The following is a 23,926-nucleotide window of genomic DNA, read 5'->3' on the forward strand; positions in this document are numbered from 1 at the left end:
GGACGGGCCGAGGGACTCGACCGCAGGTGATCTCATATAGCGGGTCCGCCACATCCGGCAAATGCCGGACCTCGGCAGTGTCACTCTGGCACGGGAGGAAGCGCGCGCGCAACCACGCAGCAGCACGGTCTCTCTTCCGATCCCTTTGTTCCCCAAATATTTATCTCTCATGTGACAAATTTCCCACAGGCTCGGAGCGGCGGCGACCCGCTTCGGTGGCCTCGCTCTTGAAACGTCCGGCGCAGTCGACGTGATTCGTCTCGCAATGGCGTCGGACCTGGGCGAAACTGACAAGCGACGAGGGGCGAATCATGGCCACCACGCCATTTTGGATCAATAGGACGGCGTTTCTGGGCAGCCTTCCCGGCCCTTCGAGAGCCTCCGAGCAGAGCGCGGCTCGCCGCGAAGGCGTCATGACGAACGGTTCGCTGGAGACGGAGGCGCTCGGAGTCGAGCGGATGAGCGAGCATGTTCGCGATTGGGCCGAGCTCGTGTCGCGCGCCATCGAGCCCAATGGGTTTTTGGAGCCCGGCTTCGCGCTGCCGGCGGCGCGGCATTTTCCGGCGAAATCGCGTCCGGTCTTCGTCACCGTGTGGCGGCAGGCGGGCGCGCAGGGGGGCGCGCGGCGGCTGGTCGCGCTGTTTCCCATCGTCGCGCCCGGCTTCTCGCTCGGCGCGGCGACGGCGCGCGGCTGGCTGCACAAGCAGGCCGCGCTGGCGACCCCGCTGCTCGATCGCGAATGCGCGGAGGAGGCGGCCGCCGCCATTCTCGACTGGTTCGCCGGCAGCCGCTTCGGCGCGGGCGCAGTGCTCATTCCCAAGACGCCGATGAGCGGGCCGGTCTTCGCCGCCTTCACCCGCGCCGCGCGCGCCACCGGGCGCGACTGGCGCGTGCTCGATCGGCATGAGCGCGCCGCTCTGCTCGCCGGAGGCGATCCGGAGGAGGTGTGGACGCGCACCTCCTCGCGCAAGGCGCTGAGCGAGATGCGCCGCCGCCGCCGTCGGCTGGAGGAGGCCGGCGAGCTGAAGCGCGTCATCTATTCGACGCCGGCCGACATTCCCCGCGCAACGGAGGATTTTCTCGCGCTCGAGGCCAGCGGCTGGAAGGCCGAGCGCGGCGCGCTGCTCGGCCATCCCTCGCTCGCCACTTTCGTGCGCAGCGCGACCCGTCTGCTGGCGCGCGAGGGCAAGATTCGCATTCACAGCCTCGAGCTCGCCGGCAAGCCGATCGCCATGGGCGTCGTCATCGAGAGCGGCGCGCGCTCCTATTTCTGGAAGATCGCCTATGACGAGAGCCTGCGCGCCCAGGCGCCCGGCGTGCAGCTCGTCTACGCCATCACCGAGACGCAATCGGAGCGCGCCGATATGGCGATCACCGATTCTTGCGCCATCCCTGGCCATTATATGATCGAGCGCTGCTGGCCCGATCGTCTCGTCGTCTGCGATCTGATGGTGCAGGCGAAGACCGACGGCGTCACGCAATTCGCCGAGGCGCACGCCAAGGAAGTCTGGCGGCGGCGTCTGCGCGAGGCGGCGAAGACGCTCTATCACCGCGTGCTGAACCGCAAGCGGTGAGCGGCCGCGCGCCGTGTCTCACGGCGTGATCGCGTCTTTCGTCTCGCTCGCCTCTTGCTTGCAGATCGCCTTCAGCGCCGCCCAATTCTCGGCGTCGAGCAGCGGCGGCCCGCGCTCGCCTTTGTCGGCGGCGGCGAGCGCCGCGAGGCGATCGGCGGTCAGCGGATGATCGTGCAGCAGGCCGAAGGCGCCATTCTCCGAGCCGGAGATGCGCGTCAGCAGATTGCCGAGCGGCTTGGCCGGGCGTCCGAGCCGCGCCATCAGATCGGCGGCGAAGGAGTCGGCCTGCGCCTCCGCCTCGCGCGAATGGGCGGCGCCGATCAGCGCCTTGCTGGCGAAGACCAGCGCGCCGGCGCCGGTCATATCGCCGAACAGCAGGCCGATGAGATAGGAGGTTCCGCCCGTGGTGATGAGCTTGCGCATGGAGTCGCGATGTTTGAGATGGCCGATCTCATGGGCGACGACGCCGGCGACCTCGTCCGGCGTCTCCGCGCGGGTCAGCAATCCCGAGAACACATAGATCTTGCCGCCGGGCAACGCGAGCGCATTGGGAATGGCGGATCGCAGCACTTCTATGCGCGCTGGCTCCTCCAGCGCGGCGGCCGATTGCAGCCGCTCGGACAATCGCGTGAGCGCCCCGGCGCCTTTCGCGCCGCCGCAGGGCTCGGCGGAAAAGATGCTGCGCAATTGCGCCTCCGCCGCCTCGCCGATCCGCCGCTCGAAGGAATAAGGCACGAGCGGCGCGATGCGATCGGCCGCGAATGGAATGCCGAACCAGATCAGCGCGACGAAGCTCGTCGTCGCGGCCAGCGACCAATAGACGATCGCGCGATTTGCGCCGGGGCGCGTCTTGCCGCTGAGAAAGGGGCAGCGCGCGATGATCTCATCGTGGAGGCGCGGATCGTGCAATTCCAGCCGCGCCAGCTCGCCCGCCGCCGTCTCGCGCCGCAGGGCGAAGATCGGCGAGTCGATGCGGCGAATATCGTCATAGGGCCAGGACGCGAGCGTCGCGCCATTCTGGACGATCTCCAACGTCGCGCCGAAGCGCAGCGCGACGCGCCGCTTGCGGCTGCTCCAGCCGTCGAAGAATATGACGGCCTCGTCGTCCAGGGCTTCCGGCTGCGGCTCCGCGCTCATGTCAGAAGCCGACGATGTCGAGACTATCGGCGAAACCCTCGCCGATCGCGCTCGGCGCGACGCTGGCGCGCGTCGCGACATCCTCGGCGGCCTCGAGGCCGTGAACGCGCACGGAGCTCGCCACGATCTTCCAGACGCGCTGCGTGAGAAAGATGCGCGAGGCGACGCCGATCGCGAGAAAGGTCGCGACATAGACGCCGATCCAGGCGGTCATTGTCCCAATGGGAATATGCGGCGCCGCTCCCGGGGCGACGGCGCCCTGAAAGCCGGTGATCCTGGCCGCCACGATCGCGAGAACGATTGCGACGAGGGTCACGCCGACGACGATGGCGAACAGAGCGTAGTAATTCGTCAGCAGCTTTGTCGTCTCGAGCTTGCTCTCGAGGCGAATTCCGCCGAGGCGCAGCCCGCCGAGCCACCAACGCCATTGCGCGCCTTTGAAGGCGGCGTAGAGCGACGGATACAGGAGAAAGGCGACGATGACGCCGAGGGTGACGAGCAGCCCCGTCGCATTGGAATTGTTCACCATGGTGCGGCCGCTTCCATCGCCCGCGGACACGCCGGCGTGCTGGGACGAGCGGGCGAGGAGGTAGAGGAGAATCGGATAGGCCAGCGAGACCGTCCAGATCCACCAGCCGCGCTTGAAGAAATCGCCGCCGCGGCCGACGAAGTCGCCCTCCAGCGCGCCATAATAGGTGTGGCGCATCTTATAGCGCTCGAGCGCCGCCTCTGCCCAGGGCAGGGCGAGGCCGAGCGTGAGCGCGATCAGTAGTCCCCAGCCGATGGCGCGGAACATATAGGCGAGGCCGGAGCCACCCATGCCGAAACGCAGGCCGCGCCAGCCGCTGCGGTTGAGCCGATAGCGCCGCGCGCGATAGATGGCGAACTGGCCGAAGGCTACGAAGAACAGGCCCAGCGGCAGCGAGGCGAAAGCCTTTTGCCGCTCCGCCTCGAAGCCGACGACGATATAGGCGATATAGACGGGCGCGAGAATGGCGAGCGCGAAGAAGAAGCCGAACAAAAGCTCGCGCGCCGTGCCGACATATTCCAGCGCATCGCCGCCGATGACCGTGCTCGACCAGAGATAGCGGCGCATATTTGTGGCGAGCCAGAAGCGATAGAAGCCCGCCGTCACCAGCTCCAGCAGCGCGCCGCGCGTGACCAGGCGGCGAAATGCGCCATTGTCGCCGGTAAAGAGGACCGGGACCGGCGCCGCCTCAGTAGGAGAGCGTGCGGCGACGTGATCGTCCGCGAAGGAAATGTCGCTCATGACGCGATCCGCCTTTCGCAATGTTTTCGTTATGTAACCGCCCTACAGTATAAGCTGGATGAGGCGACGGCAAGCTTCGATCGGGGCCGATGCGCGTTATATTCGCATGTCGGCGATATTCCCATGTTGGGATGAGGAGAGGAGCGGCCGATGGCGGAGCATTGGTTTATTTCGGGCGCCAATAGGGGCATTGGCCATGGGCTGGCGACGCTGCTCGCCGCCCGCGGCGACGATGTCGACGCTTCCGTGCGCAGCGACGAGGCGCGCGAGCGGCTGCAGCATGATGTGGCGCGTCATCGCGCGCGCTTTGCGATCCAAGTCTTCGACCAGCGTGACGAGGCGGGGATTCGCGCCGCCGCGCGCGAGTTGGCGGAGCCGCTCGATGTGCTCGTCTGCAACGCCGGCGCCTATGGGCCGCAGACGCAATCGACATTGGACATGGATTTTCCTGGCGCGCTCGATCTCTTCGACATCAACACGCTGGGGCCGCTGCGGCTCGTTCAGGCCGTTCTGCCGCTGATGCTGAGCGCCGACAATCCGCGCATCGCGCTGATGTCGAGCGGGCTCGGCTCCATGGCGATGGAGGGCTCCACCAACATCGCCTATCGCGCCGCCAAAGCGGCGCTGAACAAGATCGCCCAAGGTCTCGCCCATGATCTGAAGCGCGAGAAGGTCACGGTCGTCGCGCTCAGTCCCGGCTGGGTGCGCACCGATATGGGCGGGAAGAACGCCGATCTCTCCGTCGAGGAGAGCGCGGGCGGAATCATAAGGACGCTCGATGCGCTGACCAGTGCGGATACGGGCCGCTTCCTCGATTATCGCGGCCTCGACGTTCCTTGGTAGCTGTCAATGCAGCGGGCGTGAGACGACATCGGCTCCGGCGGAGGCGGTGTCGCTCATCTGCTCGCCGAGACGCTGCAGCTGATCGCCGAGATTTTCGCGGGTGCGCGGATCGATGACGGCGAAGGGCGTCGAGACCGCGACGCTCGCCGCCGTCCCCACGGTCGAGGCTGCGCCGGTCGCCACCTGGCCCAGGCGCTCGCCCACGCCATTCTGATTGTCGGCGAGCGTCTGGCCCTCCGCCAGCCGCGCGCCGATGGAGCGCACGATCTCCGGCGATTGCGCGAATGTGCCATGGCCGAGCGGGTCGGCGGATTTCACTGTCGAGAGATCGACGACCTTGAAGCGCCGCTCCTCCAGAGCGTCCTTGAACGGCTCGCGCTCGGGATCGATGCCGCCGAGCCGCACCTTGTCGCCCCACACGCGGCGGGAAGCGGCCAGCGCCTCATCCTCGCGCGAGACGAAGAGCGTGAAGATGGCGCGACGCTCGTCGATCTCGGCGATCTGCCGCGAGAACACGTCGTAATCGACGTCGGGCGCGGCCAGCATCACATTTTTGATCTTGGATGGGAGGCCGCGGTCGCGGATCGCCATTTGGCGCAGCGCTTCCAGCGTCACCCAATTGCCCATGGAATGCGCCAGTATCGAGATCTCGCCGACGGACGGGTCCTTGGCGAGCATATGCAGCACATGCTCCAGCGCGTCGCGCGAATAGCTCGCGCTCTCATGGTCATAGCCATAGTCGAGCAGCTTGCCGCGCGAGGGCCAGGTGAACAGCACCGGCAGCGCGCTCGTGCCGGAATCATGGACGATCTGCGCGAGGCGATAGACCGCCTCGGCGAATAGCGTGTTGAAGCCGTGGACGAAGACCAGAGCTTGACGCTTGGGCGTCTTGACGATGCGCGCGTCGAAGCGGCGCGCCGCCTCCTGCTGGCCGAGCAGATCGGCGCGGAGGGTGACGAATTCGCGGGAGGGGTCGCCCGGCAAAGAGTCGGGCCATTGCACCTCGCCGATCTGGCGCGCGCCGTCCGGCGGAATGGAGATGGCGATATCGGCGAAGGCGAGGCCTTTGCCACGCTCGCCGGTGAAGAGATCTCCCGGCTCTGCGCCGCGATCGCTGCGCGTGGTGGCGACCAGCAATTCGACGCGGCTCGTCCCCGCCGTTTGCGGCTGCGGGGTCAGCACGCCATGGGGGCGCCCGCCGCAGCCGCCCGTCGCGAGGGCGAGGCAGAGGGCGAACGACGGAAGACGAACGCGTTTCGAAAAGCGGCTCATTCGGCAAAGCTCCCGATCCCACCCGGGAATAAACCGCCGGCCGAGGCGAGTCACGCGCTTCCATTCCCCATCCGAGGAGCGGCGGCGACGATCGATCGGGAAAGATAGGACATCGAAAGGTGTTGGTAACCGTTGTGTAGCGAGATTACGTGCAAATTTTCAAACTCATAGCGAAGTGTGCGATCCATGGCGGACAGCTCGGCCGGGAAACTTCCTTGCGCCTATCTCCTCGCGGCGACTCTCGCCGCTTGCTTCACACCCCTGGTCCTCGGCTGGGCCGGCGGCGATCCGCTGCTCTGCTGGGCCGCGGCGGCGCTCGCCGCTTTCGCGGCGGCGAGCGCGATCGAGCGCCGCCTCTCGGCGCAGATCGCAGGCTTGGAGAAAATCGCCGCGGGTGATCGCTACGCGCCTTTTCCGCCCGCGAGCGGACGTTCGGCGGCGCGGCTCCGCGGCGTCGCGGAGGAGCTGCGTCGCGCTTTGATCGCCGCCGACGCTTTCGCCGTCGCCGAGCGCAGCCGCGCGGCGGAGCAGTCGATTCGCGAGGCCGGCCGAGCCTTCTTCCTGCGGCGGCTGAGCCAAATCGCGGAGGCGACGGAAGATGCGCTCACCGTCGCCGACGCCGGCGTGCGGTCGGCGGCGGGCGACTGCGCCGCCTGCAATGGCGATATGCTCCGCCGCCGTCTCTCCGATGCGGCCGTCGCCGCCGCCACTGCGGCGGAAGATGTCGACGGACTGGCGCTGGCGGCGCGGGACGCCATCATCGGCCTCGTCGCGCGCTCCTCGCTCCAGGTGACGGCGGCGCGCCGGGCGGCCGATCGCAGCGCCGCCGATCTCACGCGCGCGGAAGAAATCGTGCGCGGTCTCGCCGCCGCCGCCGGCCGCATCGGCGCAGTGAGCAAGCTCATCCAGTCGATCGCCGGCCAGACCTCGCTGCTCGCGCTCAATGCGACCATAGAGGCGGCGCGCGCCGGCGAGAGCGGGCGCGGCTTCGCCGTGGTGGCGAGCGAGGTGAAAACGCTCGCCAATCAAACCTCGCGCGCGGCCGCCGAAATCGAGACGCAGATCGACTCCATACGTTTCGCGGTGGAGGAGACGGTCGGCGCCATCGCCGAAGTGTCGACGAGCGTCGAGGCGGTCGCCGGCGTCAATCGCGACCTCGCCGACACTCTGAGCCGGGAGGCGGCCGATCTCGAAGGCATAGGAGCGCGTGCGTCCCTCGTCGCCCGCGGCGTTGGCGAGCCGCTGCCGGATGTCGGCGGCGCCGTCGCGCAGGCGCATTCCGCCGGCCGCTCGGCGCTCGCCGCTGCCGAGACGCTGCTCGACAGCTCGAAGAGCCTCGTTTGCGCTGTCGATCGCTATTTCGCCGATCTCGACAATGGCGCGATCCGCATCGGAATATTGCATTCGCTCTCCGGCACGATGACGAGCAGCGAGCGGCCGCTGCAGGAGCTGCTGACGATGCTGGTCGAGCGCTGCAATGCGCAGGGCGGCCTCCTCGGACGCCCGCTCGAGGCGGTGATCCTCGATCCGCGCTCCGATCCCGCCCTCTACGCCGAGCAGGCGCGCCTTCTCTTGGAGGAGCGCGGCGTCGCGGCGATCTTCGGCTGCTGGACCTCCGCCTCGCGCAAAGCCGTGCTTCCGGTGGTCGAAAAGGCCAAGGGCCTGCTCTTCTATCCGAGCCAATATGAGGGCGAGGAGCGTTCGCCCAATATCGTCTACTCTGGCGGCACGCCGAGCCAGACGGCGATCCCCGCCGTGGACTTTCTGAAAGGCCTCGGCGCGCGGCGCTTTCTGCTCATCGGCAATGACGACGTCTATCCGCGCGTCACCAACGTCATTCTGCGCGCCTATCTCGCCGCGCATGGCGCGGATGCGTCCGATATCGCCGAAATCTATGCGCCGTCCGGCCTCGAGGATTGGCGCGCCATCGCCAGAGACGCGCGTCGCTTCGCCGCCCGGTCCGGCGCGGCGATCGTCTCGACGGTGAGCGGCGACGCCAATCTGCGCTTTTTCGGCGCGCTCGGCGATGTCGCCTTCGCGCCGACCTTGTCGCTGTCGATCGGCGAGGCGGAGCTGCCGGCGCTCGCTCATTGCGATATCGACGGGCTCTATGTCGCCTGGAATTACCTCCAGGCGATCGACCGCCCGGAGAATCACCGCTTCGTCGAGCAATGGCGGCGCTATAAGAACGCGCCCGACGCCACGACCAATGACGCGATGGAGGCGAGCTATCTCGGCTTCGAGCTATGGCGCGCGGCGGTCGCCGCTGCGGGCTCCGTCGATGTCGCGGCGGTGCGCCGCGCGCTGCCGCTGCATGCGCTCCGCGCGCCGAGCGGCTTCTCCCTGAGGCTGGACGCCGAGACGCAGCATCTGCACAAGCCGGCTTTCATCGGCCGGGTCGCGCGCGGAGGCATCGCTCCGGTCTTCGTCGGGGATGGGCTGATCGCGCCGCAGCCCTGGAGCCCTTGGCTCACCAAGAACCGCGCCGGAAAGGCGCGCGCCGCGTGACCGCGCGAGATCGCGCGCCGCCGGAAAACGAAACGAGCCCGAAGGCTCGCGGTGCGAGGCCGTAGCCTCGGACCGCGAGCCTTCGGGCTCGCTCTAAGAAGCCCTCGAGGAAAGATCAGGGCGTGGCGGCCGTCTTCAGCTTGGAGAGGGCGCGGATTTTCACGCGCACGCTCGCCGGCTTGGCGGCGGCCTTGACCATCTCGCCCGTGGCGGGATTGCGCACCAGAGTGCCGGCCTTGCGCGCCGGAACCTTGCGCAGCGACACTTTCAGCAGGCCGGGCAGGGTGAACTCGCCGACGCCGCGCGGATGCACGGAGCCGAGGAACACCTCCTCGAGCGTGGCGTAGACCGCAGCGGCGGTCTTGCGCGGAAGCTCGTTCTGCTCGGCGAGCAGATTGATCAGAGCGGACTTGGTCAGGCTCTCCTTCACAGGACGAACCGCAGCGGCTTCGGGCTTCTTGGCCTTCTTGGCCACCGCCGCAGGCTTCTCGCTCTTCGCCTTGGCCATCGCAAATCTCCCTCGAACCGAAAAGAGACGCGTCGCATCGGACGCGCCATGTGAGGATTCGTTTGCTAACGCTTCGAGAAGTGATTCGCAATCGGCGCGATGCTCGATTTTTGCAATGCCGGCTGCGCAAAATCACTCGTCGAACACGCCCTCCAGCGCATAATGCGTCACCGTCTTGCGGTTGGCGATGAGCTCGTCGATCGTCGGCTCGCCCTTCAAAGCGCGGGAAATCGCCAGCTTCGTCGCCTCGTAATTGGTGCGATAGAGATCGCGCCGATCGAGATTGGGATCGGTGGCGCAACGCGGATCGAGCCAGATCATGATGATCATGACCAGATCATTCACCTGATCTTTCGGAATGATTCCTTCCGAAACCGCATCGACGATGGCGTCGCCGGTCGCCGCCTGCACGACGCCGCCGAGCAGCTCGACGTAATCATTGGAGCGCACCGTCATCTTGGTCGTCATCATGGTGGCGGGGCGCACCTGCTGATTGAGATCGCGAATGACGAACATGCGCGGATGGCCCGCGACCTGTCCCGTCATGGAGGCGAAAGCCGTCCCCACCGGGCCTTTCACGCTGCCGATCATGACTTCGGGCATGGCGTCGGTATATTGCCCGTCCGCCGCCAGAACCGTCGCTTCGCCCGTGGCCAGCCAGATCTCGCTCATATGGTTTTTCCTTCTCTTTCGTCGGAGGCGGTCGAATAGCACCGGCAGTCCGCCGCAGGAAGGGGCGCGCGTCGACGCCTTTAATTCTATCTTCTAAATGTGATTATCGCGCGCTAGACTGCGGCTCTGTTTCGAGAGAGGCCGCAATGAAGAGTTTCGCCCCGTCACTTCTCCTCGCCGGCGCTGTCGCCGGCCTCGCCTTCGCCGGTCACGTCTTTGCGCAATCGGAGGCGGCGCGCCGCCTCGTCGGTCCCGCCGCCTTCAGCGATTGGCGACAGGACGCGCCGGGAAGCTGGCGCAAGATCACCGTGCAGGATTTGCCCGCGCCGCTGGCCAGCGAGCCGACCGCCGCGCGCTCGCAAGTGGTCGCGCGGCCTGACGGCGCCGCGCCCAAGACGCTCGCGGGCTTTTCGGCGGAGATATTCGCCTCCGGCCTCCAAGGCCCGCGCGTCATTCGCCATGCGCCCAATGGCGATATTTTCGTCACCGAGAGCGTCGGCGGCCGGCTCCGCGTCTTTCGTCTCCAGGATGGGAAGATCGCGCCGGCCTCGTCCCATGTCTTCGCCTCGGAACTCGAGCGTCCCTATGGGATAGCCTTCTATCCGCCGGGGCCGGAGCCGCGCTTCGTCTATGTCGGCACGCCGACGAAAGTGCTGCGCTTCCCTTATAAGAACGGCGATCTCGCCGCCTCCGGCCCCGCCGAGACGATCGCGACCCTGCCCGGCGCCGATGGCGGCCATTGGACGCGCGATCTCGTCTTCTCGCGCGACGGCAAGACGCTCTATGTGTCCGTCGGCTCCAAGACCAATGTCGCCGAAGGCCATCCGCGCCCTTCCGCGCAGGAGGTCGCGCAGCTCGAGGCGGCGCATGGGCAGGGCGCGAGCGCCGGCGCCGAATTCGAGCGCGCGACAGTGCTCGCCATAGACCCGGAAGGTAAGAGCCGGCGCAATGTCGCCAATGGGCTGCGCAATTGCTCCGGCCTGCAATTGCGGCCGGGGACCGACGATCTGTGGTGCGTCGTCAATGAGCGCGACATGCTCGGCGACGATCTGCCGCCCGATTACGCCACGCGCGTGAAGGAGGGAGCCTTCTACGGCTGGCCCTGGCACTACATCGGCGCGCATGAGGACCCCCGCCACGCCGGCGAGCGTCCCGATCTCTCGAGCAAGATCACCGTTCCCGATGTGCTGTTCCAGCCGCATTCGGCCCCGCTCGGCATCGCCTTCTACGACGGCGGCCAGTTCCCGGCGGAGTATAAGGGCGACGCTTTCGTCGCTCTGCACGGCTCCTGGAACCGCGCCAAGCGCACCGGCTACAAGATCGTGCGCCTCTCTTTCAAGGATGGCGTCCCGACCGGCGAGTATCAGGATTTTCTCACCGGCTTCGTCGTGGACGACACGCGCGTCTGGGGCCGCCCCGTCGATGTCGCCGTGGCGCGCGACGGCTCGCTGCTGGTGAGCGAGGACGGCAATGGGACGATCTGGCGCGTGTCCTATAGCGGCGCGGCCGCGCCTGTGCAGACCTCGGGAAATTGAGCCCCGAGAAGGCCGCGCCCGTTTCGACGCGTTGTCAGTGCTGGGCGCGTTCCTTGTGCTGGGGCTGGGCGCGCGCCCGCGCTTCCGCGGGCATGCTGGTCCGATCGATGTAACCGGGCTGGTATTCGCCGCACCAATCCTCCGCAGTCACGAGGGGCCATGCCGTGTCCATGGTTCCCTCATGGCCGCGCATGGGCAGTGGGGCGTTGCGGCGGCATTGGTTGTCCGGCTGGCGCCAAAAACGACAATCTCCGCAGTGCATAAGCGCGTCTCCTGTGCAGAATTCGTCGCCCGAGCCATTCAATCTGCGGACCTTCAAAAGGTTCCAAACGAGCGGCGTGTCCCGATGACGCGTCCCGCCGCCGAGAGAGGGCGGCGCGCGACCCTCGCGGCTGGACGCGGCGGGCGCCTTTGGCCTATTTCATGGGAAAAATGCCGGGTGACGATCTCGTCCCCAGGCTTTTCCTGGAAACGCCGAGGCTCGCGCTATGTCCCTCCCACTCGTCACGCCGGGCCGCAAGCTCGGCTCCATCGCCCTTTGGACCGCAATCGTCGCGCTCGGCGTTTTCTCGCTCTTCACTCTGGCGATGGCGCGGGGCGAGACCGTCAACGCAATGTGGCTGGTGGCGGCGGCGATCTGCGTCTATCTCGTCGCATATCGCTTCTATTCGCTGTTCATCGCGGAGCGCGCGCTCGGCCTCGATCCGCAGCGCAAGACGCCGGCGCATCGCCACAATGACGGGCTCGATTATGTGCCGACCGACAAATATGTGCTGTTCGGCCATCATTTCGCGGCCATAGCCGGGGCGGGGCCGCTGGTCGGCCCGGTGCTGGCGGCGCAAATGGGCTATCTGCCCGGCACGCTCTGGCTGCTCACCGGCGTCGTCTTCGCCGGCGCGGTGCAGGATTTCGTCGTGCTGTTCATCTCGACGCGGCGCGACGGGCGCTCGCTCGGAGATCTCATCAAGACGGAGCTCGGCCCGGCCGCCGGAATCGTCGCCATGGTCGGCATTCTCACCATCATGGTCATATTGCTCGCCGTGCTGGCGCTCATCGTCGTCAAGGCGCTGGCGGACAGCCCCTGGGGCTTCTTCACGGTCTTCGCCACTCTGCCCATCGCCGTGCTGATGGGCGTCTATGGCCGCTATTTGCGTCCCGGCCGTATTTTCGAAATGTCGGTGATCGGCTTCGTCCTGCTGATCGGCTCCATTGCGCTCGGCCGCACTGTCGCCGAGACGCCGGCGCTCGCCGCGCTCTTCACCTTCAAAGGCGAGGCGCTCGCCTTCATGCTCATCGGCTATGGTTTCGTCGCCTCTGTGCTGCCGGTGTGGTTCCTGCTCGCGCCGCGCGACTATCTCTCCACCTTTCTGAAGATCGGCACCATCGCCTCGCTCGCGCTCGGCATTTTCTATGTGGCGCCCGAGCTGAAAATGCCGGCGGTCAGCCGCTTCATCGACGGAACCGGCCCGGTCTTCGCGGGCAGCGTCTTTCCCTTCCTGTTCATCACCCTCGCCTGCGGCGCCATCTCGGGCTTTCACGCCCTCGTCTCCTCCGGCACCACGCCCAAGATGATCGGCGACGAGGCGCAGATCCGCTTCATCGGCTATGGCGCGATGCTGATGGAGTCTTTTGTGGCCATAATGGCGCTGGTCGCCGCCACCGTGCTCGATCCGGGCGTCTATTTCGCCATGAACAGCGCGCCCGCCGTCATCGGCTCCACGGTCGACACGGCGGCGCAGACCATCTCGTCCTGGGGCTTCGTCATCACGCCGGAGGCGCTGAGCCAGGCGGCGGCCGAGGTCGGCGAGAAGACGGTGCTCTCGCGCGCGGGCGGCGCGCCGACGCTCGCCGTCGGCATGGCGAAAATCCTGTCGGGGGCGATCGGCGGCTCCTCGATGACCGCCTTCTGGTATCATTTCGCCATTCTGTTCGAGGCGCTGTTCATCCTCACCACTGTGGACGCCGGCACGCGGGTCGCGCGCTTCATGATTCAGGATCTCGTCGGAACCTTCTGGCCGCGCTTCAAGCATACGCGCGCCTGGATTCCCAATTTCGGCGCAACGGGGCTCGCCGTCGCCGGCTGGGGCTGGTTCCTCTATCAGGGCGTCATCGATCCTCTCGGCGGCATCAACACGCTCTGGCCCATGTTCGGCATCGCCAATCAAATGCTGGCGGCCATAGCGCTCACGCTCTGCACAGTGGTGCTGTTCCGCATGAAGCGGGAGCGTTACGCCTTCATCGCAGCGGCGCCGGCGGCCTGGCTCTATATCTGCACGCTGACGGCGGGCGCGGAGAAGATTTTCCATCCCGATCCGAAGATCGGCTTCCTCGCCCATGCGTCGCGCTATTCGGCCGCGGCGGCGGAGGGCAGACTGCTCGCGCCGGCCAAGACCGCCGCCGAGATGAGCCGCATCATCTTCAACGATTATGTGAATACGACGCTCTGCGCCATCTTCATCGCGCTCGTATTGTCGATGCTGTTCTTCGGCCTGCGGGCGATCGGCGAGGCGCGGCGCGCGACCAGCGTCACCACCAGGGAGACGAGCGATGAGCTGCACGATCTGCGGATTGCCCGCGCTTGATCTCGCCAAGCTCGGGCGGAAGCTGCGCGACGGCGCGCGGCTGATGATCGGGCAGGGGGATTATGAGGCCTATCTCGCGCATCGGCGCGCCAATCATCCGGACGAGCCGACGATGACGCACGAGGAGTTCTTCCTCGAGCGTCAGGCCAGCCGTTTCGGCGAAGGCGGCCGGCGCGCGATGCGCTGCTGCTAGAGTGTTTTTCGGTTCGGATCGAGTCGCGGAAAGATTTCAGCACTCGGCCCGGCCGAGCGCCCGAAAAGTGAGCAGCGCGGCGGCTTCCGAAGTGTTCAGCGCATAGGCCATATAGAGAAATCCGAGACGCGTGATCCGCGTCTCGCGGATTTTTTCGACCAGCTCCGCCGTCTCGACGGGCGCGAGCGAGGCGAACTCTTGCAGTATATCTTCCGCCGCATGGCGGAATCTCTCGCGCTCGCTGAGCGTAGCTCCATCCCAAAGTTTCGGATTGGACCCGAATTTCGCGAACAGCGATTTCGCGACGGTTTCGATCAGGTCGATCATGTGAGTTCTCTATGTGAACAGTGATTTTTGAACGCTGTTTCCACCCTCGGCACATTCTTGATTTTGTTCCAGCCTATTGCGGAGCCGCTGCGTCGCGAAGCTCGATAATCTACGCATTCGCGCGCGGGGAGGGGCGAGACGCGCAGCCCCGCCTCGGGGGCGCGCCTCACGTCTCGCGCGCCTTCACCTTTTCGCGCTTCTGCTCTAAGCTCGCGGCCATGTCCGCTGACGCCGATCTTTCCTTGGAGACGGGGCTCGCCGCGCTCGTCGATTGGTATGTGTCGATCGGCGTCGACATAGCGATCGACGAGACGCCGCATGACCGTTTCGCCGAGAGCGCCGCGCCGCCGCCGGCCCGCGCCGTCGCGCCTCCGTCCATAGTCGCGCCCACACCCGCGCCCGCGCGTCGGGCCGAGCCGCCGGCGCGGGAGACTCGCTCCCTGCGCTCCGCCGCTCCCGTCTCTACCGAGGAGGCCGCCCGCGCCGCCCGCGACGCTGCGGGCGCGGCGCGGACGATCGAGGAATTGCAGGAGCGGCTCGCGGGTTTCGACGGCTGCGCGCTGAAGGCGACGGCCGGGCATTTTCTCTTCTCGGCCGGCGCGCCCAGCGCGCCTCTCATGGTTCTGGATTTCTCGCCCGGCGAGGAGGAGGAGCGCGGCGGCGCGGCTTTCGTCGGGCCGGAGGCGCGGCTGCTCGACAATATGCTGCGCGCGATTCGGCGTGACCGCTCCAGCGCCTATCTCGCCTATGCGACCCCTTGGCGTCCGCCCGGCGCGCGCGAGCTCAGCCCCGTGGAGATTGCGGCGCTGCTGCCCTTCCTGCGCCGCCATGTGGAGCTGGCCGCCCCGCGCGCTCTGCTGATCCTCGGCGATTTCGCCGCCCGCGCCGCGCTCGGCTCGCCGGATGTCGCGCGCTATCGCAACGCTTGGTTCGATTATGATTGCGGCGTCGGGACTGTGCGCGCGCTGCTCGCGCCATCGCTCGCCAGCCTGCTCAGGACGCCGGCGATGAAGCGCCGCGCCTGGCGCGATCTGCGCGCGGTGGCGGCGGCGCTCGGCTGATTATTCCGCCGCTTCGCCCTTGTCGGCGCCGCCGAAACGGCCGGCGACATAATCCTCGACGATGCGGGTGAATTCTTCCGCTATGCCCTCGCCGCGCAAGGTCATCGCCTTCTTGCCGTCGATGAAGACCGGCGCCGTCGGCGCCTCGCCCGTGCCGGGAAGTGAAATGCCGATGTCGGCGTGCTTGGACTCGCCCGGCCCGTTGACGATGCAGCCCATCACCGCGACATTCAGCGTCTCGACGCCCGGATAATCCTGCCGCCAGACGGCCATTCGGTCGCGAATATGCGACTGAATATCGCGCGCCAGCTCCTGAAACACGGTGGAGGTGGTGCGGCCGCAGCCGGGGCAGGCGGCGACCAGCGGCACGAAGGTGCGAAAGCCCATCGTCTGCAAAATCTCTTGCGCGACGCGCACCTCATTGGCGCGGTCGCCGCCGGGCTCCGGCGTCAGCGACACGCGGATCGTGTCGCCAATGCCGTCCTGCAGCAGCACGCCCAGCGCCGCCGCCGAGGCGACGACGCCCTTGGAGCCCATGCCCGCCTCGGTGAGGCCGAGATGCAGCGCATAATCGCTGCGCAGCGCCAGCATGCGATAGACGGCGATGAGGTCCTGCACGGCGGAGACCTTGGCCGAGATGACGATCTTGTCGCGCGAGAGGCCGATCTCCTCGGCGCGCTCGGCGGAGATCAGCGCCGAGCGGGCCAGCGCCTCGCGCGTCACCGCGCGCATGTCGAGCGGCGCAGCGGAATTGGCGTTGATGTCCATCAAATGGGTCAGCAGCTCCTGGTCGAGCGAGCCCCAATTGGCGCCGATGCGCACCGCCTTGCCATGCTTTATGGCCAGCTCGACGATCGCGCCGAATTGCCGGTCTTTCTTCTCCTTGAAGCCGACATTGCCGGGATTGATGCGATATTTTTCGAGCGCTTCGCCGCAGGCCGGATGATCGGCGAGCAGCTTGTGGCCGATGTAATGGAAATCGCCGATCAGCGGGACGTCGATATTCTTCTGCGCGAGACGATCGCGAATATGCGGCACGGCGGCGGCGGCCTCGTCGCGATCGACGGTGATGCGCACCAGCTCCGAGCCGGCGCGGACCAGCGATTCGATCTGCGCGACCGTGGAGTCGACATCGGCCGTGTCGGTATTGGTCATGGACTGGACGACGATTGGGGCGCCGCCGCCGATCGTCACCGCGCGCGGCCCCCGGCCGATCGTCACCGCCGCCGTCCTATGGCGCGGCGCCGGCTCGGCGGAGATGGGGTCGGGAAGGCGGGTCTCGATTTCGTCGGTCATCGTCGGTCTTGTCCCCTCGATGGGATTTGGCCCTTGGTGGGCCGGAACGCGTCTCGCGTCAAGCTGGCGGCAAAGCGATAGGTCGGCAGCCGACTCCTCGTGGGAGCGGGAGCTTCCACCTCCCCCTGGAGGGGGGAGGTCGAGCGCCGCAGGCGCTCGGGAGGGTGTGACGCGCCGAGTCTCGCGAGCTTCACCCCACCCCGTCCGGCTTCGCCGGCCGACCCTCCCCCTGAAGGGGAGGGTGGAACGCCTCGGCCGGCGGCAGCAGCCCCATGCGCTTGGCGAGGATGCGGTCCACCAGCCGCGCCGGCAGCAGGCGCGGCAGCAGCCAATCCAATAGATAGTTCGGCACGACGCGAATGCGCGCCGGGGGCCGCTTCTCGGTCAGCGCGCGCAGCACGGCGGTGGCGACGCGCTCCGGCGGCGGCCCGAGCCGGCCCTTCTCCACCGCCCATTTCTGCAGCCTGCGGGCGGAGGGGCCGTAGACGGTGGAATCATAGCGGCCGAAATCGGCGCTCTCCGCCTTGTCCCATATGGGCGTGGCGATCACGCCCGGCTCTATGACCACCACATCGACGCCGAAAATCATCAGCTCGCGCCGCAGCGCGTCGGAGGCGCCTTCGAGCGCATGTTTGGAGGCCGCATAGGCGCCGAGAAAGGGCGAGGCGAAGCTGCCCGCCACCGAGCTCATATTCACGATGCGGCCGGGCGGGCCGCGGCGCTTTTCCGGGCGCGCGCCGAGCAATGGCGCGAAAGCCTGGGTGACGGCGATCTGGCCGATCACATTGATCTCGAGCTGAAGGCGGACCTCCTCTATCGGCTGATAGAGAAGCGGCGCCGGAAACGCCGCGCCGGCGTTGTTCACGAGCCCGGCGAGGCTCGCGCCCTCGAGCCGCCACTCGGTCTCCCGCGCCGCCTGCGCCACTGCGGCGGCGTCGGTCACGTCGAAGAGGAGCGGAGTGAAGCTCGCCGCGCCGAAGCGCGCTCGCAGCCGCGCGCTGTCGGCCGGGTTGCGCACGCTGCCGAAGACATGGAAGCCCTGCGCCGTCAGCGCCTCCACCAGCGCATAGCCTATGCCGGTGGAGACGCCGGTGACGACGACGAATTTTTTCTCGCTCATGCGCCCGCTCCCGCTAGCGCATGCAAGGTCGCTATGGTGGAGGAATCGGCGCGGCCGTCGACCAGGGCGGGGCGGAAATGCCGCTGAAAGGCGGCGACCACGCCGGCGCAGGCTTGGTCGTAATCGCCGGTGACGTCGATCTTATAGCCGTAATCGGCCAGCGCCTGCTGCAATCGCCTCACCGCGTCGCCGCGCGCGCCGGTCTCCAGCGCAGCGCCGCCTGTGATGGCGGCGGGCTCGACATAATGGCCGACGCCCAGCTCGGCCAGCGTCTTCCAGGGGAAGAACTCGCCGGGGTCGATCTTGCGGCCGATGGCGATGTCCGAATGGGCGAGCACGCGCCGCGGCGCTATGCCCTGCCGCGCGCAAATATCGCGGCACAGCGCCGCCACCGCCTCGATCTGGCGGTCCGGGAAGGGGCGCGGATCGTCATGGCCGGGATGGACGATCTCTATGCCGATGGAGGCGGAGTTCAGATCGGTCTCGCCGGCCCAAAAGCTGCTGCCGGCGTGCCAGGCGCGGCGCGCCTCCGGCACGAGCTGCAGAATGGTCCCGTCCTCATCAATGAAATAATGCGAGGAGACTTGGCTCTCGACGCTGGTGAGCAGCGCCAGGGCCGAGGCCGCCGTCGGCATGCCGGTGTAATGCAGGATCAGCGCGGAGATGGGCGTCAGCCGCTCATTGTGATTGGGCGAGGGACGGAAATCGGCGGCGTGCGGCGTGTCGGGTGAGGGCATTGCGATTCCGGTGAGCTGCCGCTTCTCTGAGAGAAGCTGCGTCGGCCGCGAGGATCATCGTCCTCGGCGTCTGCGAACGGCCTTGTATACTCCCGACCAGCCGCCGGCGACCAGCGCCGTCGCGACGACATAGGCGAGCGCCTTCGGTTCCGGCGTCGCGAAGCGGAACAGCTCCGCCGCCGCAGGAAGATAGACGATCAGCGCGAGCGCGAGCGTCGTGATCGTCGCTATGATCCAGAAGGCGACGCGCCGCTTGTCGAAAAGAGCGGTTCCCGGTCCGGCGGCGGAGGCGAAGGCCATGGACAGATTGCCGATGACGAGGCCGACGAAGACCAGCGCGCGCGTCTCCCCTTCGCTCTCGCCGGCCCGCATCGAGACGAAATAGACGCAGAGCAGCGCCGCGAGCAGAACCGCGCCGTCGAGAAAGCCGGCGCCGATCTGGCGCAGGCCGAACAAAGGCTCGGCGGGAGAGCGCGGCGGCTCCTCCATCATATGGCGTTCGGCTGGCTCGCCCTCGAAGACGAGCGCGCAAATCGGATCGATGATGAGCTCCAGCGCCACCACATGTACGGGATAGAACACAGGCGGCAGCAGGAACAAAATGGGCGTGAGCGCGAGGCCCGCGATGGGCACATGGATCGCCGTCACGAAGATCAGCGCCTTGCGCAGATTGGCGAAGATGCGCCGCCCGCTGCGCACGCCCGCGACGATGGAGGCGAAACGATCGTCGAGCAGCACGATCGAAGCCGCCTCGCGCGCGACATCGGTTCCGCGCTGGCCCATGGCGACGCCGACATGCGCCGCGCGCAGAGCCGGGCCGTCGTTGACGCCGTCGCCGGTCATGGCCACGATATGGCCGTTGCGTTTGAATGCCTCCACCAGAGCGAGCTTCTGCTCCGGGCGGATGCGCGCGAAGACGCGCGTGGTCTCGACGGCTTCATCCAGCGCGGCGTCGTTCAAGGCGGCGATCTCGGCGCCGCTCAGCGCGCCGGCCTGCGCCTCTATTCCGGCCTGACGCGCTATGGCGAGCGCCGTCGCCGGATAATCGCCGGTGATCATCACCACATGAATTCCGGCGCGCGCCGCCAGCGCGACGGCTTCGGGGACATCCTCGCGCAGCGGGTCGAGAAAGCCGACGAGCCCGTCGAGCGCGAAAACGCCCGAGCCGGGGGCGTCCTCGCGCGGCAATGGCCCTTGATGTGTGGCGACGGCGAGAACGCGCAGCCCATGCGCCGCCATTGTCGCGACCTCGGCGGTCAGAAGGCGCAGCGCGTCGGCGTCCAGGCGGCAGAGGCCGGCGATCGCCTCCGGCGCGCCTTTGGCGAAGGAGGCGAGGCCTTCGTCGGCTGCGCGCCATGTCTGCACGAAGGCGAGCGTCTCCGGCCGCAGCGGAAAGCTGCGCGTGATCGCCGCGCTCGCGGGCGGATCGCTGGCGAGGCGATGCAAAGCGCGATCCATCGGATCGGAGGGATCGGCGGCGCTGGCGCGCAAAGCGGCGTCCAGCAATGGCGCGATCTCGTCGGGCATTGCGGCTTCGCCCGGCCGCCACATGTCCGCGCCGCGCAGGAAAAACGCCGCCTCCATGCGGTTTTGCGTCAGCGTGCCGGTCTTGTCGACGCAGAGCACGTCCGTCGCGCCCAGCGTCTCGATGACGGCCGAGCGGCGCGCCAGCACATTGCGCCGCGCCAGACGATAGGAGCCGAGCGCCAGAAACACCGCCAGCACCATGGGGAATTCTTCCGGCGTCAGCGATATGGCGAGTGTGATTCCCGTCAGCCCCGCTTGAATCCAGTCGCCGAAGGCGAGGCCATAGGCGAGCGCCACGAGAAGGCAGAAGCCTATGCCCAGCGCGCCGAAGATCGCGACGACGCGGCCGGTGCTCTTTTGCAGCGGCGTCTCCTCCGGCTCGATCGATTCGAGCGAGCGGCCGATGCGGCCGAGCCGCGTCGCGCGTCCGGTGCGCGTCGCCAGCATCGCGCCTTGTCCGAGCGTCACCAGCGTGCCGGCGAAGAGAAAGGGCGCCTCCTCGCCGGGCTCGGGATCGACCAGCGGGTCCACCAGCGTCGCGGGCGCTTTCCAGACCGGCGCCGATTCGCCGGTCAGCGCCGATTCGTCCACTGAGAGGACGTCGCCGCGCAGCAGCGCGCCATCGGCCGGCGCGCGCTCGCCCTCGCCGACGAGCACAATGTCGCCGGGGACGATCTCGCGCGCCGGAATGCGCTGCTCGCCTTCGGCGCGCAGCACGCGGGCGCTGGGCGCCGCGAGGCTGCGCAGAGCCGCGAGCGCATTCTCGTTGCGCGTCTCCTGCGCCACCACCAGACCGATGGAGAGAAAGGCGCCCGCTGTGAGCAGCAGGCCTTCATGAATATCGCCGAGCGCGAGATAGAGCAGCGCCGCGACGATGAGCAGCGCGAACATGGGCTCGCGCAATGCGGCGAAAGCGATCAGCAGCCAGGAGCGGCGCGCGGGCTGCTCCAGCTCATTGGGGCCGAAATGCGCGAGGCGCGCCGTCGCCTCGCGCTCCGACAGCGGCGCGAAATCGCTCGCCGGCCGGGGCTCTGGTCGTGATGCGCGGAGCCCCATTCGATCCCCCTCCCTTTCATCGGGGCGTCATCGCGAGGAGCGCAGCGACGAAGCGATCCAGGGGCCGCCCTACGGCTGAAGGATCGCTTCGCGTCGCTCGCGATGACGGCCCGTCGCCGGATGTCACGCCGCCAGAGCGGCGAGGACGCGGACCCAGGAGCGGGAGCCCTTCTTGAAAGAACTATAGGCGTATTTTTCGTTTGGAGAATGAATGCGGTCGTCCTCGAGCGCAAAGCCGATCATCAGCGTGTCCATGCCGAGATCGCGCTTGAAGGCGCCGACGATCGGGATGGAGCCGCCGCAGCCGACCAGCGCCGCCTCCTTGTCCCATTCCTCCTGCAAGGCCCGCCGCGCCCGCGTGAGCGCCTCCGAGCCGAAGGGCAATTGCAAGGCGCGCGAGGCGCCATGGGGAACGAATTCCGCGCGCACGTCCACGGGCAGGCGCTCGCGCACGAAGGCGCGGAATGAACTCAGCACCTTCTCCGGGTCTTGCGTCCCGACGAGGCGGAAGGAGATTTTCGCGCTCGCCTGCGCCGGCAGCACGGTCTTGGCGCCCGGCCCGGTATAGCCGCCGATGATTCCATTCACGTCGCAGGTCGGGCGCGACCACACTTGCTCGATGACGCTGCGGCCGCGCTCGCCGGCCGGGCGCGCGACGCCGACGCTCTTTAAAAACGCCGTCTCGTCGAACTCCAGCCCGCGCCATTGCGCGGCGATCTCCTCGGGCAGCTCGGCGACGCCGTCGTAAAAGCCCGGCAGCGTGACGCGGCCTTCGGCGTCATGGAGATCGCCGATGATCTTGGCGAGCACATGGATCGGATTGATGACCGGCCCGCCGAATATGCCCGAATGCAGATCGCGATCGGAGGCTTTGAGGATCACCTCCTCCTGCGCCAGGCCGCGCAGCATTGTGGTGATGGCGGGCGTTTTGGCGTTCCACATGCCGGTATCGCAGACGAGCGCCAGCGCCGGCTCGGACAGCTCCTCGCGATTGGCGGCGAAGAAATCCGGCAGGGAGGGGGAGCCGGTCTCCTCCTCGCCCTCGAAGAGGAAAGTAATATGGCAGGGGAGGCCGCCATTGCGCTGAAAGGCGCGGCAGGCCTCGAGGAAGGTCATCAGCTGGCCCTTGTCGTCCGAGGCGCCGCGGGCGACGATCTCCTCGCCCTTGTCCCCTTGCACGAGCCGCGGATCGAAAGGATCGCTGATCCAGAGCTCGAGCGGGTCCGGCGGCTGCACGTCATAATGGCCATAGAACAGCACATGCGGCGCGTCCGGCCGCTTGGCCTTGGCGTGGCCGACGACGATCGGATGCCCGGGCGTGTCGCGCACGCTCGCCTCATAGCCGAGCTCGCGCAACTGGCCGGCGAGCCAGTCGGCGGCGCGGCGGCATTCGGAAGCGAAGGCCGGATCGGTGGAGACCGATTTGATGCGCAGAAAATCGAAGAGGCGATCCGTGGCCGCGGGCAGATCGGCGTCCAAGGATTGGAGAACGGTTTCCGTCGACATGAAAGGGGCTCCGCTGCGGGTCGCGCGCATTTTCGGGGCGCGCGCGAGTCGCGATGAAAACTGCAAGCTGGTCTCGAAGCTAGTGCGAATGGAGCGTCATGAAAAGAGCGGCGGCTGCTCGGCTGGATTCATCGCTTCCGTAGGCGACGGCTTGGATCGAAATGCCCCGCGGTGCGCCACAGCATTAGGAGCGGATTTCATCGGGAAGAGCTGGTCGCTGCGTCGGACCGACATGCGAGCCGGACTGTGGCGACTCCCGATTCCTGTCAGATTTTCGTCAGGCTGTCGAAAAACGCTCGCGCCTCCGCTTTGGCCAAATTTGAAGCCTTGCGGTCCACCCGCTCCTCCATGAACCGGGAGACGAGTTGAAAGCCCAGTGAATATCCAAGCCACCGAGGCAATTCGCCAACACCGAAAAACCAACCACTGTGGCTATAATCTTTGCGGTCCCAATCTCGCGCCGCAAAGGGAACATGACGGCGGATTTCTCGGATATCGAGTTGTTCCCATGGTTCAGGCGCGCCAGCCCAGACTTCTCGAGCGAAATGGCCCGCCAGACCCTCTGATACCAATGCTTCCCCCAATGATGACCCGTAACCTGGTCCCTCCCAGCGAGCCGCATGATGAAGCTCATGGGCGAACATTCGCTCAAATGATCCTTCTGAGTTTGCAGAAAGGGCAGGATTATCAGGATCAACAGTGATGAAGATCACTCCCGGCCCCGGCGAATACCCGAGAATTCCTTTCTCGGGAATGACCTGCTTTCCCGTCTGCACAATAACATCGATGGGGCCAATCGGCATAAGGGCGACAGCCCTATCGTGGCTCTCTTTTAGAGAAGCCGTAAGCCAATTGCGAAGGTTTGTAAGTGCGCCGCGGGCATCAAGGAAATGGAGATTCAGTGATGACATGCTTCCGTCCTCAGCCGAGGGGATTATTCGGCCGCAATATCGGCTTCGACTATGCTCCGGAAGCGCACAACGGCGAGCGCCCGGTTTGAGGGCCGGGTGGTCTCCGTCAGCCCAAGATCTACACAGATGCGCTCGAGCGAAAAAGGACCACAGAGCGACGAAGGTCACGATAGACTATGTGAATTTTCATGCAAGGCTTCATAGCGAAGGCCCTGAATTCCCGTGGCTCCGTTCGAGCGCTAGAGAAGGTCCCATAAGGGTCATCAAGCCGAAACCCAAACCGACCCACCA

19 protein-coding genes are annotated in these 23,926 nt (G+C 67.0%); 7 read left to right on the forward strand and 12 right to left on the reverse strand.

Annotated features, from left to right (window positions below; all coding sequences use genetic code 11):
* The first annotated feature begins 311 nt into the window (after positions 1-311).
* Positions 312-1,574: a GNAT family N-acetyltransferase gene (locus EDE12_RS06270; RefSeq protein ID WP_024878771.1), complete on the forward strand. Its 1,263-nt coding sequence runs from the start codon at positions 312-314 to the stop codon at positions 1,572-1,574.
* Between the two features lie 18 nt (positions 1,575-1,592).
* Here EDE12_RS06270 and EDE12_RS06275 read toward each other — a convergent pair whose 3' ends face one another.
* Together EDE12_RS06275 and EDE12_RS06280 are read right to left on the reverse strand one after the other, a co-directional pair.
* Positions 1,593-2,711: a M48 family metallopeptidase gene (locus tag EDE12_RS06275; protein ID WP_024878772.1), complete on the reverse strand. Its 1,119-nt coding sequence runs from the start codon at positions 2,709-2,711 to the stop codon at positions 1,593-1,595.
* 1 nt (position 2,712) lies between these two features.
* Positions 2,713-3,981, reverse strand: a complete 1,269-nt coding sequence (locus EDE12_RS06280) for a DUF898 family protein (RefSeq protein WP_026597810.1) — start codon at positions 3,979-3,981, stop codon at positions 2,713-2,715.
* A 150-nt stretch (positions 3,982-4,131) separates the two neighbouring features.
* Here EDE12_RS06280 and EDE12_RS06285 point away from each other — a divergent pair, with 150 nt between their 5' ends.
* Positions 4,132-4,824 (forward strand): SDR family oxidoreductase, encoded by a 693-nt coding sequence (locus EDE12_RS06285; RefSeq protein ID WP_026597811.1) that lies wholly within the window; start codon positions 4,132-4,134, stop codon positions 4,822-4,824.
* Between the two features lie 3 nt (positions 4,825-4,827).
* Here EDE12_RS06285 and EDE12_RS06290 read toward each other — a convergent pair whose 3' ends face one another.
* Positions 4,828-6,096, reverse strand: coding sequence for an alpha/beta hydrolase (locus EDE12_RS06290; protein ID WP_024878775.1), 1,269 nt, complete (start codon positions 6,094-6,096; stop codon positions 4,828-4,830).
* Between the two features lie 186 nt (positions 6,097-6,282).
* On the opposite strand from EDE12_RS06290, the gene EDE12_RS06295 reads away from it, so the two are divergent.
* Positions 6,283-8,604, forward strand: coding sequence for a transporter substrate-binding protein (locus EDE12_RS06295; RefSeq protein ID WP_051592336.1), 2,322 nt, complete (start codon positions 6,283-6,285; stop codon positions 8,602-8,604).
* Between the two features lie 115 nt (positions 8,605-8,719).
* Here the strand turns inward: EDE12_RS06295 and EDE12_RS06300 are convergent, their stop codons facing one another.
* Positions 8,720-9,112, reverse strand: a complete 393-nt coding sequence (locus EDE12_RS06300; protein WP_024878777.1) for an HU family DNA-binding protein — start codon at positions 9,110-9,112, stop codon at positions 8,720-8,722.
* A 132-nt stretch (positions 9,113-9,244) separates the two neighbouring features.
* Positions 9,245-9,784, reverse strand: a complete 540-nt coding sequence (gene fae, locus EDE12_RS06305) for a formaldehyde-activating enzyme (RefSeq protein WP_024878778.1) — start codon at positions 9,782-9,784, stop codon at positions 9,245-9,247.
* A gap of 146 nt (positions 9,785-9,930) precedes the next feature.
* Between fae and EDE12_RS06310 the strand changes: the two genes are divergently transcribed.
* The 3 genes from EDE12_RS06310 to EDE12_RS06320 all read left to right on the forward strand — a co-directional run bounded on the left by EDE12_RS06310 (position 9,931) and on the right by EDE12_RS06320 (position 14,094).
* Positions 9,931-11,319, forward strand: a complete 1,389-nt coding sequence (locus EDE12_RS06310) for a sorbosone dehydrogenase family protein (RefSeq protein ID WP_026597812.1) — start codon at positions 9,931-9,933, stop codon at positions 11,317-11,319.
* A 488-nt stretch (positions 11,320-11,807) separates the two neighbouring features.
* Positions 11,808-13,901 (forward strand): carbon starvation CstA family protein, encoded by a 2,094-nt coding sequence (locus EDE12_RS06315; protein WP_026597813.1) that lies wholly within the window; start codon positions 11,808-11,810, stop codon positions 13,899-13,901.
* Entirely contained in the window at positions 13,867-14,094 is a 228-nt protein-coding gene (locus EDE12_RS06320; RefSeq protein WP_036290197.1) for a YbdD/YjiX family protein, read from the forward strand. Before EDE12_RS06315 ends, EDE12_RS06320 begins: the two co-directional genes overlap by 35 nt.
* Positions 14,095-14,130: 36 nt before the next feature.
* On the opposite strand, the gene EDE12_RS06325 is transcribed toward EDE12_RS06320, so the two are convergent.
* Positions 14,131-14,421, reverse strand: coding sequence for a hypothetical protein (locus EDE12_RS06325; protein WP_024878782.1), 291 nt, complete (start codon positions 14,419-14,421; stop codon positions 14,131-14,133).
* Between the two features lie 218 nt (positions 14,422-14,639).
* Between EDE12_RS06325 and EDE12_RS06330 the strand changes: the two genes are divergently transcribed.
* Positions 14,640-15,482 (forward strand): uracil-DNA glycosylase, encoded by an 843-nt coding sequence (locus EDE12_RS06330; protein WP_026597815.1) that lies wholly within the window; start codon positions 14,640-14,642, stop codon positions 15,480-15,482.
* Here EDE12_RS06330 and ispG read toward each other — a convergent pair whose 3' ends face one another.
* From ispG to EDE12_RS06360, 6 genes are all read right to left on the reverse strand, one after another.
* Entirely contained in the window at positions 15,483-16,778 is a 1,296-nt protein-coding gene (ispG, locus tag EDE12_RS06335) for a flavodoxin-dependent (E)-4-hydroxy-3-methylbut-2-enyl-diphosphate synthase (RefSeq protein WP_024878784.1), read from the reverse strand.
* 190 nt (positions 16,779-16,968) lie between these two features.
* The gene (locus tag EDE12_RS06340; protein WP_051592337.1) at positions 16,969-17,898 is read right to left on the reverse strand and encodes an SDR family NAD(P)-dependent oxidoreductase; all 930 of its coding nucleotides are present in this window, start codon (positions 17,896-17,898) and stop codon (positions 16,969-16,971) included.
* The gene (locus EDE12_RS06345; RefSeq protein ID WP_026597816.1) at positions 17,895-18,635 is read right to left on the reverse strand and encodes an N-acetylmuramoyl-L-alanine amidase; all 741 of its coding nucleotides are present in this window, start codon (positions 18,633-18,635) and stop codon (positions 17,895-17,897) included. The genes EDE12_RS06340 and EDE12_RS06345 overlap by 4 nt, the downstream gene beginning before the upstream one ends.
* A 54-nt stretch (positions 18,636-18,689) precedes the next feature.
* The gene (locus tag EDE12_RS06350; protein ID WP_026597817.1) at positions 18,690-21,218 is read right to left on the reverse strand and encodes a cation-translocating P-type ATPase; all 2,529 of its coding nucleotides are present in this window, start codon (positions 21,216-21,218) and stop codon (positions 18,690-18,692) included.
* Positions 21,219-21,341: 123 nt separating this feature from the next.
* Positions 21,342-22,724 carry a M20/M25/M40 family metallo-hydrolase gene (locus EDE12_RS06355; protein WP_036290341.1) on the reverse strand — a complete coding sequence of 461 codons (1,383 nt, stop codon included), beginning with the start codon at positions 22,722-22,724 and terminating at the stop codon, positions 21,342-21,344.
* Between the two features lie 266 nt (positions 22,725-22,990).
* Positions 22,991-23,635, reverse strand: coding sequence for a DUF2268 domain-containing putative Zn-dependent protease (locus EDE12_RS06360; protein WP_083967479.1), 645 nt, complete (start codon positions 23,633-23,635; stop codon positions 22,991-22,993).
* Positions 23,636-23,926 lie beyond the last annotated feature (291 nt).

Source organism: Methylosinus sp. sav-2, assembly GCF_004366495.1.
Lineage (GTDB): Bacteria > Pseudomonadota > Alphaproteobacteria > Rhizobiales > Beijerinckiaceae > Methylosinus.